11 protein-coding genes are annotated in these 17,827 nt (G+C 65.4%); 4 read left to right on the plus strand and 7 right to left on the minus strand.

Features of this window, described 5'->3' with window-relative positions; all coding sequences use genetic code 11:
* Positions 1 to 88: 88 nt before the first annotated feature.
* From FYJ68_RS04365 to hypB, 6 genes are all read right to left on the minus strand, one after another.
* Complete coding sequence (locus tag FYJ68_RS04365; protein ID WP_154434312.1) at positions 89 to 2,818, minus strand: ribonucleoside-diphosphate reductase subunit alpha; 2,730 nt, start codon at positions 2,816 to 2,818, stop codon at positions 89 to 91.
* Positions 2,819 to 3,139: 321 nt separating this feature from the next.
* The gene (locus FYJ68_RS04370; protein ID WP_268233755.1) at positions 3,140 to 3,607 is read right to left on the minus strand and encodes a methionyl-tRNA formyltransferase; all 468 of its coding nucleotides are present in this window, start codon (positions 3,605 to 3,607) and stop codon (positions 3,140 to 3,142) included.
* A 204-nt stretch (positions 3,608 to 3,811) separates the two neighbouring features.
* Positions 3,812 to 5,101, minus strand: coding sequence for an O-acetylhomoserine aminocarboxypropyltransferase/cysteine synthase family protein (locus tag FYJ68_RS04375; RefSeq protein WP_154434313.1), 1,290 nt, complete (start codon positions 5,099 to 5,101; stop codon positions 3,812 to 3,814).
* Positions 5,102 to 5,693: 592 nt separating this feature from the next.
* The gene (locus tag FYJ68_RS04380) at positions 5,694 to 6,038 is read right to left on the minus strand and encodes a hydrogenase maturation nickel metallochaperone HypA/HybF (RefSeq protein ID WP_154434314.1); all 345 of its coding nucleotides are present in this window, start codon (positions 6,036 to 6,038) and stop codon (positions 5,694 to 5,696) included.
* Positions 6,031 to 8,919 carry an FAD-dependent oxidoreductase gene (locus FYJ68_RS04385; protein ID WP_154434315.1) on the minus strand — a complete coding sequence of 963 codons (2,889 nt, stop codon included), beginning with the start codon at positions 8,917 to 8,919 and terminating at the stop codon, positions 6,031 to 6,033. The genes FYJ68_RS04380 and FYJ68_RS04385 overlap by 8 nt, the downstream gene beginning before the upstream one ends.
* 3 nt (positions 8,920 to 8,922) lie before the next feature.
* Positions 8,923 to 9,594 carry a hydrogenase nickel incorporation protein HypB gene (hypB, locus tag FYJ68_RS04390; RefSeq protein WP_154434316.1) on the minus strand — a complete coding sequence of 224 codons (672 nt, stop codon included), beginning with the start codon at positions 9,592 to 9,594 and terminating at the stop codon, positions 8,923 to 8,925.
* 759 nt (positions 9,595 to 10,353) lie between these two features.
* Between hypB and FYJ68_RS04395 the strand changes: the two genes are divergently transcribed.
* The 4 genes from FYJ68_RS04395 to nox all read left to right on the plus strand — a co-directional run bounded on the left by FYJ68_RS04395 (position 10,354) and on the right by nox (position 15,983).
* Positions 10,354 to 10,839, plus strand: coding sequence for a MarR family winged helix-turn-helix transcriptional regulator (locus FYJ68_RS04395; RefSeq protein WP_229771998.1), 486 nt, complete (start codon positions 10,354 to 10,356; stop codon positions 10,837 to 10,839).
* On the plus strand, positions 10,839 to 12,581 hold the full coding sequence (locus FYJ68_RS04400) for an ABC transporter ATP-binding protein (RefSeq protein WP_154434318.1): 1,743 nt from the start codon (positions 10,839 to 10,841) through the stop codon (positions 12,579 to 12,581). Before FYJ68_RS04395 ends, FYJ68_RS04400 begins: the two co-directional genes overlap by 1 nt.
* A complete protein-coding gene (locus tag FYJ68_RS04405; RefSeq protein WP_154434320.1) occupies positions 12,568 to 14,421 on the plus strand; it encodes an ABC transporter ATP-binding protein in 1,854 nt (617 codons plus the stop codon). The genes FYJ68_RS04400 and FYJ68_RS04405 overlap by 14 nt, the downstream gene beginning before the upstream one ends.
* Positions 14,422 to 14,630: 209 nt before the next feature.
* Positions 14,631 to 15,983, plus strand: a complete 1,353-nt coding sequence (nox, locus tag FYJ68_RS04410; protein ID WP_154434323.1) for a H2O-forming NADH oxidase — start codon at positions 14,631 to 14,633, stop codon at positions 15,981 to 15,983.
* 360 nt (positions 15,984 to 16,343) lie between these two features.
* On the opposite strand, the gene FYJ68_RS10535 is transcribed toward nox, so the two are convergent.
* Positions 16,344 to 17,699: a leucine-rich repeat domain-containing protein gene (locus FYJ68_RS10535; RefSeq protein ID WP_154434325.1), complete on the minus strand. Its 1,356-nt coding sequence runs from the start codon at positions 17,697 to 17,699 to the stop codon at positions 16,344 to 16,346.
* Positions 17,700 to 17,827 lie beyond the last annotated feature (128 nt).

Raw genomic sequence — 17,827 nt, forward strand, 5'->3', positions numbered from 1 at the left:
TGGTTGGCGGACGAAGCCGCCCGAGCGGTCACGTCCGCAGACGGTTGCCCCACGGCGGGCGATGCGCCACCGCGGTTGGCGGCTGGCGCTAGCTCGCGCAGCTCTCGCACTCCTCCACCTCAAGCGACTTGCTGCGCACGTAGTAGACGGTCTTGACGCCGTCGCGCCACGCCTCGAGGTAGAGGTCGAGCACCTGCCGCATGGTGTACTCGTTGGTGATGTAGAGGTTCACAGACTGCGCCTGGTCTATGTGCCGCTGGCGCACGCCCGCGGCCCTCATGCTCCAGGTCTGGTCGACGAGGTGGGCGGGCTTGTAGTACCACCAGGTTTTGGGCGAGAGCTCCGGCGCCACCCTCGGAAGCATGGAGCCCTTCTTCTCCTCCAGGAAGAACCTGCGCATGACCGGGTCAAGGCCAGCCGTGGTGCCGGCGATAATCGAGGTGGAGCTGGTGGGGGCAATGGCGAGAAGGTACGCGTTGCGCATGCCCTGGCTCGCCACGCGGGCGGCCAGCTCCCGCCACTCCGGCGAGACGTACCCGCGCTTCTCGAAATAGGCGCCCGTCTGCCAGTCCGAGCCCTCGAACCTCTCGTATGCCCCGCGCTCGCGGGCGAGGTCGCACGACGCCTCGATGGCGTGGCGGTTGATGCGCTCGAACACGTCGTCGGCAAAGCGCAGGTGCTCCTCCCCCTCCCACCTGATTCCGCGCTTGGCAAGCATGTGGTGGTACCCCGAGACGCCCAGCCCGATGGAGCGGTAGCGCCGGTTGGTGACCTTGGCGTAGGGCAGCGCGTAGAAGTTGAGGTCGATCACGTTGTCCAGCGCGCGCACGGCCGTCCTCACGGTGCGGGCGAGACGCGCGTCGTCCTCCACGGGCAGGTGTCCCAGCGAGAGGCTGGCGAGGTTGCACACCACGAAGTCGCCCGGCCTCGTGGTGGTGACCACCACCGTGTCCCCGTCCCTGGTCACGACCTCCTGCGAGACGCTCGTGACCTCACTGGTGTTCTGGGCGATCTCGGTGCAGAGGTTTGAGCAGTAGATCACCCCGGCGTGGGGGTTGGGGTTGGCGCGGTTGACGGTGTCCCGCATGAACGCGAAGGGCGTGCCCGTCTCCACCGCGCTGCGCAGCACCAGGCGCACAACGTCCTTTACGGTGACGGTGCGCTTGGGGATGCGGGGGTCGGCGACGCACTCGCGGTAGCGCCTCTCCCACTCGTCGCCAAAGTAGTCCTCCAGCGAGTAGCCCCTCACCGTGAGGATGTCGTGCGGGCACATGAGGTGCCACGGCTGGTTTAGGTCCTCCTCTGCCATGCGCCAGAAGAGGTCCGGGTAGCACACCGCCGGGAAGACGTCGTGCGCCTTCATGCGGTCGTCCCCGTTGTTGGTGCGGAGCTGCAGAAACTCGGGCAGGTCGCGATGCCAGGCGTCGAGGTAGACGGCAACTGCACCCGCGCGGACCCCCAGCTGGTCCACGGCGACGGCGGTGTCGTTTATCACGCGGATCCAGCGGACCACGCCGCCCGCTGCCCCCTCAAAGCCGCGGATGCTCCCTCCCTTGGCGCGAACCTTGCCCAGGTACATGCCCATGCCGCCGCCAAACTTGGACACCATCGCAAAGTTGTCGACGCTGCGATAGATGCCCTCGAGGCTGTCGGGCACGGTGTCGATGAAGCAGCTGGAGAGCTGGTGGTGCGGCTTGCGCGCGTTGGAGAGCGTGGGGGTGGCCATGGTGACCTCGAGCCTGCTGAGCATGTCATAGAAGCTCCGCACCCAGCCCATGCGCGACTCGCGCCTCTCCCTCAGGGCAAGGTGCAGCGCGATGCCCATGAACATCTCCTGCGGGGACTCCAGGGGGATGTGGTCGTGGCTGCACACCACGTAGCGCTTGAGGAGAAGGTCGAGCCCCGGGTAGTCCAGGAGGTCGTCGCGGCGGGGGTCAATCCATGCGGCTGCCTGGTCGATCTCTTGCCGCGTGTAGCCCTCGAGAATGTAGGCACCGTACAGGCCCTGGTCGGTGAGGTAGCGCAGCTTGTCGTAGAAGCCACCGATGCCGCGGGCACGCTCCTGGCGCGAGAGCCTGAGCCCCGCCACGAGCGAGAGGAGGCGACCAGCCACGCGCTCCCAGTCCGGCGCCTCGGGCGTGGTCAGCTCGACGGCGGCGCGCACCAGGGCGTCCGCCCGCTCATCCGCCGGCATCGAGGGCTTCGCGAACCCCTGGAACTTTGCGGCGAGCGCGGCAAGCGGATAGGTCTCCTGTGAGAAGTCGCGCGTGATGCGCAGCAGCTCCTCGTCCAGGCGGCGGGCGGCCTCCGGGCCCTCCGTTGCCGCGGTGGCGCGCTCGGGCGAGAGGGGCGTGGCGTGCGCGGTGGCACCGTCTCCGCCGGAGGAGAGGGGACTCTCGGCCGTGTGCCCAGAGATCGATGCCGCGGGCGACGGGGTCGCGGGCGCCTCCCCCAGGGACGCGCGCGCTTCACCCGTGGGGATGTGGCTCTCCCCCAGGGGCGCCCCGGTAACCAGGGCGCAGATGGAGCGGCGGGCCAGGCGCAGCTCGGCGCGACGGTGGCGATACAGGATGTAGGCCTTTGCCGCGTCAAAGTGGCCCGCCTGCATGAGCGTGCGCTCAACCAGGTCCTGGATCTGCTCGACCTCGGTTGCCCCGACCTGGCGGCGGGCGTCCTCCACCTGGGCGAGAAGCGCCCGAAGGGCTGCATCATCCTGACCCGCGGGGTCGCCGACCTCATCGAGCGCCCGACCCATGGCTCGGACGATCTTGTTGCCGTCGTAGTCCTCGGCGTGGCCGTCTCGCTTGATTACCTGCATGTGGTCCCCGTTCTGGTAGGTGACGCCGCTAGTGCGCGCGGCGGATGGCTTCGTGGTGCGGACCGTAGGTCCTGCTTGGGTTGATATGCTATCAGATTAGTAGCATTGGTGTCCACTTGTTGTGTCTACTGAAGAGCCACATACAGCATATTGTGTATTTTGGGGAGAGGAGCGTGCCGTTCCTGTCGCACGTCTGACGGAACGCAGTCACAACATGTGGAGCCCGCCGGGTCAGCGTCCCCGACGGGCCCCTTCTTCGTTCACATGGAAGAACGGGTCGGGAGGCCGGCACCTGCGTCGCAGCCACCCGACCCCACGCCACTAGTACAGCTTGGCGCCCGCGGGAATGGCGTCGTCCAGCATCACCAGGTGCAGGCGCTCCTCACCGGCGACCTCGTACACCGCCGAGAGCAGCATGCCGCACGAGTCGATGCCCATCATCTTGCGCGGCGGGATGTTCACGATCGCCAGCACGGTCTTGCCCACCAGCTCCTCGGGCTCGTAGTACATGTGGATGCCCGAGAGGATGGTCCGGTTGGTGCCCGAGCCGTCGTCCAGCGTGAACTGCAGCAGCTTCTTGCTCTTCTTGACCGCGGAGCACTCCAGGATCTTGCACACGCGCATGTCCGACTTCGAGAACGTGTCGAAGTCGATCTGATCGGCAACGGGCTCGATCGTGGGGGCGCTGGGGTCCACCTGGGGGGCCTCCTCCGACACTCCCCCGGCCGCAGCCGCCTCGGGAGCCGCCTCGGTGTCCGCCGCCTGCGCTGCCATCTGTTCGTCTGCCATGGGAGACACGCATCCTCTCTGGTATGGGTCGTTTCCTCGGGGCAATTCTACCGTTGCGGCGTGATGCCATGGACGAGAGGGACGCCGAGCCCCGCGCTGGCGCCACTCCTGCGGCGTGTGCGCCCCACCCAATGGGAAGGCGTCACGAGCCGGACGGGCGCCCCTCTCCCCCACGCCGGCGCAAGCCGCACGCGACCCAAGGGGCTACAGCGTCGCCAGCGCCTGGTCGAGGTCGGCGATGATGTCGTCCGCGTCCTCCAGGCCGCAGGACAGGCGGACCATCGAGGGGCTGATGCCCGCCGCAACGAGCTCGTCGTCGGTCATCTGGCGGTGCGTGGAGCTTGCGGGATGCAGGCAGCAGGTGTGCGAGTCTGCCACGTGCGTCTCGATGTTGCAGATCCTGAGCGCCGACATGAACCTCTCTGCCGCGGCACGTCCGCCCGCCACGTCAAAGCTCACCACGCCGCAGCTCCCGTTGGGCAGGTACTTCTCCGCCAGCTCGTGGTAGGGGTCCCCGGGGAGGCCGGGGTACCGCACGCCCGCGACCTTGGGGTGCCCGCTCAGGAACTCCGCCGCCGCCTGGCCGTTGGAGCAGTGGCGCGGCATGCGCACGTGCAGGCTCTCGAGCCCCATGTTGAGGTAGAACGCGTTCTGCGGGCTCTGGATGGAGCCAAAGTCGCGCATGAGCTGGCTCGTGGCCTTGGTGATGAACGCGCCGGCGTTGCCAAACTTCTGTGCGTACACGATGCCGTGGTACGACTCATCGGGCGTCGTGAGGCCGGGGAACTTATCCGCGTGCGCCATCCAGTCGAAGTTGCCCGAGTCCACGATCGCGCCGCCCACGTGCACCGCGTGGCCGTCCATGTACTTGGTGGTGGAGTGGGTGACGATGTCTGCGCCCCACTCGATGGGACGGCAGTTCACGGGCGTGGGGAACGTGTTGTCCACAATCAGCGGGACGCCATGCGCGTGCGCCGCCCGCGCGAAGCGCTCGATGTCGAGGACCGCGAGCGCCGGGTTGGCGATCGTCTCGCCAAAGACCGCCTTGGTGTTGGGGCGAAATGCCGCCTCGAGCTCCTCGTCCGAGCACAGCGGCGAAACGAAGGTGGTCTGGACCCCCATCTTGGCCATGGTGTGCGCGAGCAGGTTGAACGTGCCACCGTAGATGGCAGAGCTTGCGACGATGTGACTGCCCGCCTCGGCAATGTTGAAGCACGCGAAGAAGTTGGCAGCCTGTCCCGAGCTGGTGAGCATGCCCGCAGTGCCGCCCTCGAGCTGCGCGATCTTTGCCGCGACGGCGTCGTTGGTGGGATTCTGCAGACGGGTGTAGAAGTAGCCGGTGTCCTCCAGGTCGAAGAGGCGTCCCATCGCGTTTGAGGTGTCGTACTTGAACGTGGTGGATTGCACGATGGGCACCTGCCGCGGGTCGCCGTTGCCGGGGACGTAGCCGCCCTGCACGCAGGTGGTGCCGATGCCATTCTCGTCGTGTGCCATGGAGACTCCTTCTCCTTTGATCGGGGCTGACTCACCAACGGTAGCACCTAGCTATCGGTTTCGTCGGTATCTGGGAAGGGAATGGCCCGCAATCGGGCGCCGGGGGTGCACCGGGGAGTTCCGTAGGCATCCCGACGGCAGGGGTGCTGAGGAAATGCGAGTTGTGGCAATCGGGGCGTTCTAATGCACGCTAAGTGACGGGCTTGGGCGGGGTTGTGGAACCGGAACGGGGCCCTGGGACGGACCCTGGGCCGCCAATGCTCCGCTTTCCTCGGCGGAATCGGCCTTCAGATTGCCACAACTCGAGATTTCTCAGCAGGGGTGGCCCTTCCCCATCCCTCAACCCCACGTCTCCCCCGTCGATAGCAAATCAAACCTGCAACCATAGCGGCGATACGACCGCGGGGTGCTCGCGCGGAGCCTTCGCCGCCATGATTCGGGTCTTGACGCGCCGCCGCCCGCGAAAGGGGATTCCTAAGAGGGGCAGGACGGCGCCATCGGAGTCATTTCGCCCCCACTCGCATGATCGTCCGAAGTCTCCCGCACGCGCCAGCGGAGAGGGGCGCGACCCGGAAGTCAGCGCCCCTCTCCCCTAAACCACGCGGATGTCCCTCACGGTCACGTCCCGCCCGGTCACCAGGTACGTGTTGTATCCTCCACAGTACGGGCACGACTTGCCGTACTCGGTGGTGCGGTAGGTCCTCTTGCAGTCGCGGCAGTACGACGTCCCCTGCACCACGACCAGGTTGAGCTCGCACTCCCGCATGTAGTCCGTGCGCTTGATCGCCCACTCGAAGCAGTCGCGAAAGTAGTCGGGGACTACGGTGCTGACCTCGCCGACCTCCAGGTCGAGCCCCACGACCTTGCTGACTCCGTTCTCTCGCGCGGCCTGCTCAACCATGTCAATCACGCGCACGACGATGCCAAGCTCATGCATCTTCCGAGTTCCCCATGTTGGGATGCGTGCGGTTGAACTCCTTGTGATCGCGCTCGTACTCGCGGCGCTTCTCGCGCATTGCCTTGGCCTCCGGCGAGCCCGCGTTCGCCACGATCTTGAGCGCACGCTTGGCCTGGTAGGCGACGAGACCGCCCACCTTGTCCTCGGCGGCTCGCATGTTGGTCATCTCGGGGTGGTCGCGGTACAGGTGGATGGCGTCGAACTTGCAGCGCGTGGTGCAGATGCCGCAGCCAATGCACTTGTTGGGGTCCACCACTGACGCGCCGCAGCTGAGGCAGCGGGAGGTCTCCACGCGCACCTGGTCCTCGGTGAGGGTGCGGTGCACGTCGCGGAAGCGGTCGCTGCCCTCCGGGTCGCTCCCCTCCTCCTGGCGGCCGGCCGTGTCGTACGAGCCGATGGTCAGGTCGTCCTTGTCAAACTCCCGGTAGTCGTGCCGGTCGCGACCAATGGTCATCGATGCGTTCTCGTGCACAAAGCGGTGCAGCGACTCCGCCGCGTAGTGGCCGGCGGCGATGGCATCGATCACAAAGCGCGGGCCCGTGAGCACGTCGCCACCCACAAAGACCTCCGGGTCGTCCGTCTGGTACGTGAGCGCGTCGGCCTTGGGGTAGGTGCCGTGATGGAACTCGACGGAGCGCCCGTCCAGCAGGCCGCCCCACTCGATCGCCTGGCCAATGGCGAACACGATGCGGTCGCACTCGACCGTGCGGGTCTCGCCCTCGTCGTACAGGGGAGAGAAGCGCCCGGTCTTGGGGTCGGTGACCTGCGTGCAGCGCTTGAGGACAATGCCGCGCACCCGGCCGTCGGGGGTGGTGAGGACCTCCTTGGGACCCCAGCCGTTCTCGACCGCGACGCCGTCTGCCAGCGTCTCGGCAACCTCGGCGTTGGTCGCGGGCATCTCGTCGCGACCCTCGAGCGAGACCATCGTCACCTGCTTGGCACCGCGCCTTGCCGCGTTGCGCGCGCAGTCAACGGCGACGTTTCCGCCGCCCACCACGACCACGCTCCCGCCAATCGGGGGGTTGCCCCTCTCCATGGAATCCTGCAGGTAGTGGACCGCCACGTCGGTGCCCTCCACATCGTCCCCCGGCACGCCCGGGCGACGTCCGCCCTGGCAGCCGATGGCAACGTAGAACGCCTGGTAGCCCTGTTCCCTCAGCTGGCCCAGCGTCACATCGCGCCCCACCTCGACGCCGCACCGAATCTGTACGCCCAGCTCGCGGATCACGTCTATCTCGGCCTGCAGCACGTCCTTCTCGAGCTTGTAGGTGGGGATGCCGTACATCATCATGCCGCCAGGCTGCTCGTGCTTCTCGAACACCGTGGGGGCGTAGCCCAGAAGCGCCAGGTAGTAGGCGCACGAGAGGCCCGCGGGACCGGCGCCGATGATCGCGATCTTCTCGTCGAACTTACCATGAACCGACGGGACGGCCGGCGTGGGAACGTAGTGCGAGCCAGACGCCAGGTCCAGGTCGGCCACGAACTTCTTCACGGCGTCGATGCTCACGGGTTGGTCCACGGTGCCGCGCGTGCAGGCGTCCTCGCAGCGCTTGTTGCACACGCGTCCGCACACCGCCGGGAACGGGTTCATGGTCTTGATCAGCGCCAGGGCGCCCCGGTAGTCGCCCTCGCGCGCCTTCTTAAGGTACGCCTGCACCGGCACGTGCGCGGGGCATGCCGCCTTGCAGGGGGCAGAGCCCGTTGGCCAGGTGTTGTGCATGCGGGCGGTGTCGCGGTAGTTCTCGTCCCACGCGTACTTGCCCCAGCGGATGGCGTCGGGGAGAATCGCGCGCGGGTAGTTGGGTTGCGACCCGTCGGCACGGCAGAGCTTCTGCCCCAGCTTGACCGCGCCGGCCGGGCAGGACTCCACGCACAGCCCGCAGGCCACGCACTTCTCCGGCGTGACCTTGGCCGTGTACGAGCTGCGCGAGAGGTTGGGCGTGTTGAACAGCAGGCTCGTGCGGAGTGCGTTGCAGATCTTCACGTCACAGTTGCAGATGTCGAAGATCTTGTCCTGACCGTCTATGTTGGTGATCTGGTGCACAAAGCCGTTGTCCTCGGCGCGCTTGATGATGTCGAGCGCCTCCTCCGAGGTGATGTAGTGGGCACGGTGCGTCTCAACGGTGTAATCGGCCATGTCACCCACCTGGATGCACCAGTCGTCGGGGTCGTCCGCGCAGCCCTCGCCCAGCTTGGTGCGAGAGTAGCGGCACGAGCACATGCCAGCCGAGATGTGACCCTCGTACTTCTTGAGCCAGTACGAGATGCGCTCCAGGTCAACGGCCTCGTTCTGGAAGTCGACGGCCTTCTCCACGGGAATCACGTGCATGCCGATGCCGTCGCCTCCGGGCGGGACCATCTGCGTGATGCCGGCGAGGGGGACAAAGGTCATGCGCTCGAAGAACGACGCCACGGCGGGGTTGCGGTCGATTCGGTCCTTGGTGGAGTTGAACAGCTCCGCCGAGCCGGGGACGAAGAACGGCAGGCGCCACCGCTTGGTGCGCGGTCGGTCCTTGAGCTCGCCGTCGTGGTCGTAGTTGTCGCCGTAGTCGTACTCCAGGATGCCAATCACGCTCATCTGGTCAAGGAGCTCCTGCAGGTGGGCGGGCTCGATCTGCGGCGCGAGGGAGATCATCTGCTCAAGGGTGTAGAACTTGCGCAGCTTCATGCGGTTGGCGAGGTCCACCATCTCGTCGGTGAGGACCTCCTTGAGGCCCCAGTACTCCGGGTCGTCCGTCCTGATGCCGCGGATCTTGTGCGGTACCGCGTCGGTGATCTTGCGCGCGAGCTTTGCCACGGCGGCGTTGCGCTCGGCCTCGTTCTGGTAGATGGAGCGAGGCTCCCCAAACTGCTCTGACATGCTCTATCCCCTCCAAGCCTCGACGCGGCGGCGCACCCAGTTGGCAAGCACGTCGATGCCCTCGCCCGTCTTTGCGGAGACCTTCACCACGTCGCAGGAGGCGTTGCGCCGGCGCAGGTACGTCTCGAACTTGTCTTCGTCAAAGTCGAAGTACGGCAGGACGTCGATCTTGTTGAGGATCACCACGTCCGCCTTCTCAAACATGAGCGGATACTTCAGCGGCTTGTCGTCGCCCTCGGGGACCGAGAGGATCACCGCATTTGCGCTGGCGCCGGTGTCAAACTCCGCCGGGCACACCAGGTTGCCCACGTTCTCCAAGAACAGCAGGTCGAGGCCCTGGGTCTCGAGCGACTCCAGCCCCGTCCTCGTCATCCCCGCGTCCAGGTGGCACATGCCTCCCGTGTGCAGCTGAATGGCCCGAGCCCCCGTGGAGCGGATTATCTCGTCGGTGTCCACGGCGCCATCGATGTCGGCCTCCATCACGCCGATCCGGTACTCTCCCTTAAGCGCGTTGATCAGCCCGGTCAGGGTCGTAGTCTTGCCCGACCCGGGCGAGCTCATCACGTTGAGGAGGAACTGTCCGCGGGCGCGCATCTCTGCCCTGACCCTGTCCGCCTCTGCGTCGTTGTCGGCGAAGACGCTCTCCTTGAGCTCGATCACCCTTACCTGGTCCATGCCCGTCTCACCCACCTAGTCCTGGAAGAATCGCCGCACGAGGTCCTTGCTGTACTCCACGGTCTCCTCCATGTCGCCAAACGACATGACCTCTCCTGCGTAGTACGTTCCGTGCTGGTGCACCTCCCACGATGCAGATGCGCGGCCCTCTCCACGCAGCCCCTCTTCGTGCTTGAAGACGTTCGCACGTCGCTCTAAACGTTCAAAATTCCCCTACACGATTTTGCCACATTTGGAAGCACACGAGAACTACGGCAGCATTCGTTGCATGGGGAGGAGGCGACAGCGGGCGAAGGGCCGAGCGACCTGGGGCGGAGACGCGGGGAACCACCTGCAGCCGCGACGGAGGACGGGCGTTGCCGGCGTGCGACCTGCCGCCGGGAGGGAGGGCGCTTCGTCGGCGCGCGGTGCTGCTGAGGAAATGCGACCTGTGGCAATCGTAGCCCGCCGGCTGCTGAGGAAATGCGCCCTGTGGCAATGGGAGGGGGGCCTCCGCCCGCCAACACCCGACATTCCTCGGTGGAAACCGCCCTCCGATTGCCAGCACCCCACCTTCCTCGGCGCCCATCCGCCCGGGACGGCGTCCAGACGGCACCCGCGCTGCCACAACTCGCTTTTCCTCAGCACCCCGTCGCGGCACTCCCCCGCCGACGCCCCACGTGTGCGTCCCAAATTTCATTGACATATCAACCTTGACACGTCAACCGATTGGCGTAGTCTAGCCACCGACAAACGGTTGACATATCAAGGAGATGAGCTATGCAAAACCCGGACAGCGCGCCAGCGGAGGGACGCTCCCTCAGCGACACGCACATGATGCTCTACCGTGCGCTCCACGCGCAGACCAACTACCTCCGGCCGCGCATGGCCAAGATCGGCCTGGGGCCAGGCCAGCCCAAGATCCTGGGCTACCTCTGGGTCAACGGCCCCTGCAGCCAGCGCACGCTGGCCGAGTACTTCGAGCTCGACCCCGCCGCCGTCAGCCGCATGCTGGCATCGCTCAGCTCCAGCGGCTTCGTGCGCATGGCGCGGGGAGAGGACCGTCGCACCAGGCTCGCGGAGCTCACACCCGCCGGCAGGGAGGCCCTCGCCGCCTGGGACCGCTGCTGCGACGAGGAGAGCGCCATCATGCTTGCGGGCTTCTCCCCCGACGAGGTCGCCCGCCTGCAGGACTACCTCACCCGCATCCACGCAAACCTGCGACGCGCCAACACCGGCACCGCGCCCGACAGGGAGGCGCTGTGATGGACGACCTTCGCTACGTGTCGCGCTACCTGCGCGGATACCGCCTGCACCTGCTGGTGGCGGCGCTTCTCATCTTCGTGGAGACCATCGCCGAGCTGGTGATCCCCTTCCTCATGGCACGCATCGTGGACGTGGGCATCACCTCGGGAGACCTCTCGCTGGTGCTCGCGACGGGCCGCCAGATGGTGGCGGTCGCCGTGCTTGCGGGCGTCTGCGGCTTTGCCTACTCGCGCTTCTCGGCCGCCGCCGCCATGGGCTTTGGCGCCAACCTGCGCGAGGCCGAGTACGCCCACCTGCAGGACTACTCGTTCTCCAACCTGGACGAGTTTGACTCGTCCTCTCTGGTCACGCGCCTCACCACCGACATCACGGTGATCCAGAACGCCTTCGTTATGGGCATCCGACCGCTCCTGCGCAGCCCGGTCATGCTGGTGGCGGGCCTGGTCCTGGCCTGCACCATGAGCGCCAGGCTGGCCCTGGTGTTCTTCGCGGTCCTACCGTTCCTGGCGGTGGCGCTGGCCCTGATCGTGCGCCACGTGGCGCCGCTCTACGCGGTGCTGCAGGGCGTGATGGACCGCCTTAACGAGACCCTCCAGGAGGACCTCGTGGCAATCCGCGCCATCAAGGCGTACGTGCGCGAGGGCCACGTGGCCGATCGCTTCGAGCAGGTCAACGCGGCGCTGGCGGACACGGCGACCCACACCTTTGGCGGGGCCGTCCTCAACATGCCCGTGTTCCAGACCGCCATGGCCATTGCCAACGTCGGCCTCCTCTGGTTTGGCGGCCAGATGGTTGCATCAGGCGAGATAGGCGTGGGCACGCTGACCGGCTTCATGAGCTACGTGCTGCTTATCATGAACTCGCTCAACATGATCTCGAGCGTGTTCCTGCTGCTCGCGCGCGCCATCACAAGCGTCGGGCGCGTGTGCGAGGTGCTGTGCGAGGAGCCTGGCATGGACCCCAACCCGTCGGGCGCCAAGGAGCTGGCGGACGGCTCCGTGGAGTTTCGCGACGTCTCGTTCAAGTACAACCCCGCGGCGGAGAGGAACGTCCTGGAGCACGTGACTCTTCGCTTTGCCCCCGGCTCCACCGTGGGCATCCTGGGCGGTACGGGCTCGGGCAAGTCGTCGCTCGTGCAGCTGGTTCCGCGCCTGTACGACGCCACCGAGGGCACCGTAATGGTGGGCGGGCGAGACGTGCGCGACTACGACGTCCACGCCCTGCGCGCCGGCGTGGGCATGGTGCTCCAGAAGAACGTGCTGTTCTCCGGCACCGTGCGCGACAACCTGCGCTGGGGCAACCCGGACGCCACGGACGAAGAGATCCTGCGCGCCTGCCGGCTGGCGTGCGTGGACGAGTTCCTCGACCGCATCGGCGGGCTCGACGCGGACCTGGGCCACGGAGGCGGCAACGTCTCGGGCGGGCAGAAGCAGCGCCTGTGCATCGCGCGCACGCTCCTCTCGCACCCCAAGGTCATGGTGTTCGACGACTCCACGAGCGCCGTCGACACCGCCACCGACGCCCGCATCCGCGCCGGGCTGGCGCAGGTGCGCGACATGACCAAGGTGATCATCGCGCAGCGCGTGAGCTCGGTGCGCGACAGCGACCAGATCGTGATCCTGGACGACGGGCACGTGCACGCCACGGGCACGCACGAGGAGCTTCTCGCCAGCGACCCCATCTACCAGGAGCTCTACTACTCCCAGACCGCAACCCAGGAGGACACCCATGGCGCAGAGTAAGGCATCGGGCGGGGCGCGCCCGCAGAACATGCGCCACACCCTGAGGAGGTTCGTCTCCTACATGGGTCATGCCAAGTTCCACATGCTCGCAGTCGCCGTGTTGGTGACGCTTGCGGGCGTGGGCAACCTGGCCGGCACGTACATGATCAAGCCGGTGGTCAACCGCATCGCCGCGGGGGACATGGCGGGCTTCTCCGCCGACGTGGCGATCACCGCCGCGATCTACGGGGTCGCGGTCCTCTCCGCTCTCGCGTACACGCAGGTGATGGTGCACGCCGCGCAGCACATAGTATTCGACATCCGCCGCGACCTGTTTGGCCACATCATGCGGCTGCCGCTCTCGTACTTTGACCGCACGCGCAACGGCGACGTCATGAGCTACTTCACCAACGACGTCGACACCATAAGCGAGGCGCTCAACAACAGCTTTGCCAACATGATGCAGGCGGCGATCCAGACCGTGGGGACGCTCGCGCTGCTGCTGGTGCTCAACTGGCGCCTGACCCTGGTGACGCTGGCCTGCGACGCCATCGTCGTGCTGTACACGCGCTTCTCGGGCACGCGCTCCAAGCGCTACTTCGCCGCGCAGCAGACAACCCTGGGCGCGTTGGACGGCTACGTGGAGGAGATGATCTCGGGCCAAAAGGTCGTGAAGGTCTTCAACCACGAGGGGCAGAACCTCGCGGGCTTCCGCCGCCTCAACGAGGACCTCCGCCGCACGGGGACGAGCGCCCAGGCCTACGCGCTCACCATGGTCCCCAGCACCGTCGTGATCGGCTACGTCAACTACGCGGCGGTTGCCGTGCTGGGGGCGGTCATGGCGATCAATGGGCAGACCGACGTGGGGAGCCTTGCCTCATACCTGGTCTTTGTGCGACAGGCGGCCATGCCCATCAACCAACTCACGCAGCTGGGCAACTTCGTGCTCACGGCGCTTGCCGGGGCAGAGCGCGTGTTCCGCATGATGGAGCTGCCACCCGAGGTGGACCAGGGCAAGGCCATCGTGCAGCGCATGGACGAGGCGGACGAGAGGGACGGGGCACGGCGCATGGCGGCCGGTGCCGCCGGCTGGCGGTGGCTCCTGCCCGGAGGGGGCACCGTCCCTCTCGCCGGAGACGTGCGCCTGAACGACGTGACCTTTGGCTACGAGGAGGGGCAGACGGTGCTCGCAAACCTCTCGCTCTACGCGAAGCCGGGGCAGAAGATTGCCTTCGTGGGCTCCACGGGCGCAGGCAAGACCACCATAACCAACCTCATCAACCGCTTCTACGACGTGCGGTCGGGGTCCATCACCTACGACGGAATCGACGTGCGCGACATCCGCAAGGCCGACCTGCGCTCCACGCTGGGAATCGTGCTGCAGGACACGCACCTGTTCAGCGGCACCGTGGCGGACAACATCCGCTTTGGCAAGCTGGACGCCACGGACGAGGAGGTGCGGCACGCCGCCCGCATCGCCAATGCCGACTCGTTCATCCAGAGGCTCCCGCACGGCTACGACACGCAGATCACGTCGGATGGGGCCAACCTCTCGCAGGGGCAGCGCCAGCTCATCGCGATCGCACGTGCCGCGGTGTCGGACCCGCCCGTCCTCATCCTGGACGAGGCGACGTCGTCCATCGACACGCGCACCGAGGCGCTCATCGAGCGCGGGATGGACGCGCTCATGCGCGGGCGGACGGTGTTCGTGATCGCACACCGGCTCTCGACCGTGCGCAACGCCAACGCCATCATGGTGCTGGAGCACGGGCGCATCGTCGAGCGTGGCACGCACGAGGAGCTCCTCGCCCAGCACGGGGAGTACTGGCAGCTGTACACGGGCAAGCGGGAACTGGACTAGGGCGCGGTGCAGGGTCGGTTGCAGTCAGCGAGGTGAGGGCGGCCCCGGGCCTCACCGCCCCTGCCGGTCCCCCGGGTTGTGGCCCCCCCACCGACTCTGCCACCCATCCACCAGAATCCCCTGGCGTTTCCTCCCCTTTAATGTTATTCATTTAGTGTCATATTAGGTCGCACCACGTCGCACGGTCGGCGTGCCATGAGGGGAGTACCATGAGCAGGATCGTCATCGTCGGGGCAAACCATGCGGGCACCGCCGCCGCAAACGCAATTCTGGACAACTACCCCCAGCACCAGGTCACCATCTTCGACCAGAACAGCAACATCAGCTTCCTGGGCTGCGGAATGGCACTGTGGATCGGTGGCCAGATCTCCAAGCCCGACGGGCTCTTCTACCAAACCAAGGAGCAGTTCGAGGCAAAGGGAGCCACGGTACACATGCAGACCACCGTGGAGTCCATCGACTATCCCAAGCACATGGTCCACGCCGTCTCTGACGGCGGAACGCGCATCGACCAGCCCTACGACAAGCTGATCCTCGCCACGGGCTCCGAGCCCATCATCCCACCCGTTCCGGGCATGGACCTGCAGAACGTCCAGCACGTCAAGCTGTACCAGGACGCTCGGGCGGTAGTGGACAAGCTTCACGACCCCTCGATCAGGCGCGTGGTGGTGATGGGCGCGGGCTACATCGGCGTCGAGCTGGCGGAGGCCTTCAAGCGCAACGGCCGAGAGGTCACGCTGGTGGACATGGCACCCACCTGCCTCGCGGGCAACTTCGACCCCGAGTTCTGTGCCCTCATGGAGAGGAACCTGGCAGACCACGGCATCACCCTTGCCTTTGGCGAGAGGGTCCTGCGCCTTGAGGGAGAGGGCGGCAAGGTGGCGAGCGTGGTCACCGACAGGGGCTCCCATGAGGCCGACATGGTCTGCGTGTGCGTTGGCTTCAGGCCCAACACGCAGATGTTCCGCCATGTGGGCTTTGACATGCTGCCCAACGGCGCCCTGCTCGTGGACCACCACCAGGAGACGTCCAAGAAGGGCGTGTACGCCGCAGGGGACTGCTCCAACACCTTCAACAACGCGCTGGGCGGGAACCCCGCCTACATCGCGCTTGCCACCAACGCCGTACGCTCCGGTATCGTCGCCGGGCATAACGCCGCCGGAACGCCCCTGGAGAGCATCGGCGTGCAGGGGTCCTCGGGCATATGCATCTTCGACCTCAAGATGGTTCAGACGGGCCTCACCCGCGTGAAGGCGGAGGCTGCCGGCCACGAGGTCAGGGTGAGCGACTTCAAGCAGGTGCAGAAGGCCACCTTCATCGAGGAGCCCAACCCCGAGGTCAAGATTCGCGTCGTCTACGACGCCCATTCCCGCGTGGTGCTGGGCGCCCAGATGGCTTCGACCTACGACATGAGCGCCGGGATCCACATGTTCTCGCTGGCGATACAGGAGGGAATCACCATCGACCGGCTTGCGCTGCTCGACGTGTTCTTCCTCCCCCATTTCAACCAGCCGTACAACTACTACACCATGGCCGCCTACAACGCCGTCCTGGGAAAGTAGCGCCCTCCACGCCCCTACGCGCCCGGGAGCTCGCCCGCCGCGTCGTCCACCGGCACCACGTCTGCGGCGTCCATCACGACGTCCGAGCCGACGCCGCCTATCGAGACCCGGCAAGGTATCTGCCCTGATGGGCGAGGCTACAGAGCTCGTCGGCTCGGGCGGCTACTTTCCCGAGGACGCACGCGACGTGAGGGCGATCAATCCAAAAGGTGCTGGGTCAAAAGACATCAAAGGTGATATCAAAACGGGCGTTACATCAATTGAGAAGAATCCCAAACCCCACAAAGAAGGAGCCCCGCCGGCCGTCTGGCCTGCGGGGCTCCCCCTCGATTGGGTTCGTTGTCTGCTCAGCGATCCTCGCTACTGCTTCACGCCGTACCAGGCGATGCCCTCCTGCCTCCAGCCGGAGTTGGCGAGCATCTGATCCTCAGCCTTGCTCGTCGTGAAGTTGTGGGCACCCGCCTTGGCGTTGGGGTTGTACTCGCGGTAAACGGGCACGGTCTTGGCGTCATCCGAGTACCAGCCGATGCCCTCGTAGTTCCAGCCGGCCCTCCTCAGCATGTCCCTCTCGGCCGCGCTGGTGGTGTAGTGGTGGTCGCCCGCGTTGGGGTTGTACAGGCGGTAGACCGGGGTCTTGGACGTCTTGGGGGCGGTCCAGCCGGTACCCTCGTACCTCCAGCCCACGCTCACCAGGTGGTCCCTCTCAGCCGCGCTGCCGGTGTAGAAGTGCTCGCCGGAGTTGGGGTTGTACAGGCGGTACATCGTCACGAACGAGCTTCCCGGATGACGCACCACAATCCGGGTGGCATTGGGATCATAGATGTAGCCATCCAGCTCTTTGTCAATGGCGTTCTTGACAGTATCGTTCTGCACATAGATGGTGCTGCCGCTCGCGATGGGGTTGAAAACGAAGTTGTCATAAGCCACGAAGTTCGACGCAAGCATCTCGACGGTCTTGAGGCTCGTGCAGCCTGAAAACGCATATCCATCAAAATGAGAGGTCGCCGACGGAAGGGTGATTGACCTGAGGTTCGAGCAATTTGCAAAGGCTTCCCACCCAATCGTCGTCACCCTGCTGGGGATTGTGATGCTTGAGAGCGCGGTGCAATTTTTAAAGGTGTCTCTGGGAATGACCGACGCGCTGCTGGGCAATGTGACGGTTGTCAGAGCACTGCAGCCTGAAAATTCCGCATTCCCCAGTGACGTATCTGAGCCTTGGAAGGAAACCGTCCTCAAAGAGGTGCAGTTCCAGAACGCTGCACCACCCACGCTCACAACACTGCTTGGAATCGTGATGCTCGTAAGCCGAGATTCCTGGAATGCATCGTTCCCAATAGACGTCACCGAGCTAGGGATGTTGATGGTCGTGATCTGCATTCCAGAAAACGCATAATCACCTATTTTTTTCACGGTATTTGGGATTGTGACAGTGCTCGCTTGCTTTGCATAGCCCCAATCGTTGATCTTTTTAATTACCGTGACGGGCTTTCCCGACACATAACTGGAGATTGCATACGTGTCACGTGGCTCATATTCTCCAACTACCTCTGCATGATCTCCGTAGATGGAATATACGAGTCCATCTTGCTCTACCGTCGTGTTCGATGACCGCGCACCCTCACTCTCGGCCAAGGCAGTCGTCGGCACTATGCATGGCAACATCAGCAGAGAAATGAGCAGTGCGAGAGAGAGAGCAAACGCCTTTCTTGCTTTCATGTCTGTGACATCTCCTTAATCCACTTGCCACTGCTTTCAACCTTTCGGACATTTTAGGCCATTTTTCGGCACCTGATATGGAATTGAAGATTGCTCGAAGGGGAAGGGGCGAGGCCTCGAATTCAGAC

The organism is Olsenella porci (assembly GCF_009695875.1).
GTDB lineage: Bacteria > Actinomycetota > Coriobacteriia > Coriobacteriales > Atopobiaceae > Olsenella_H > Olsenella_H porci.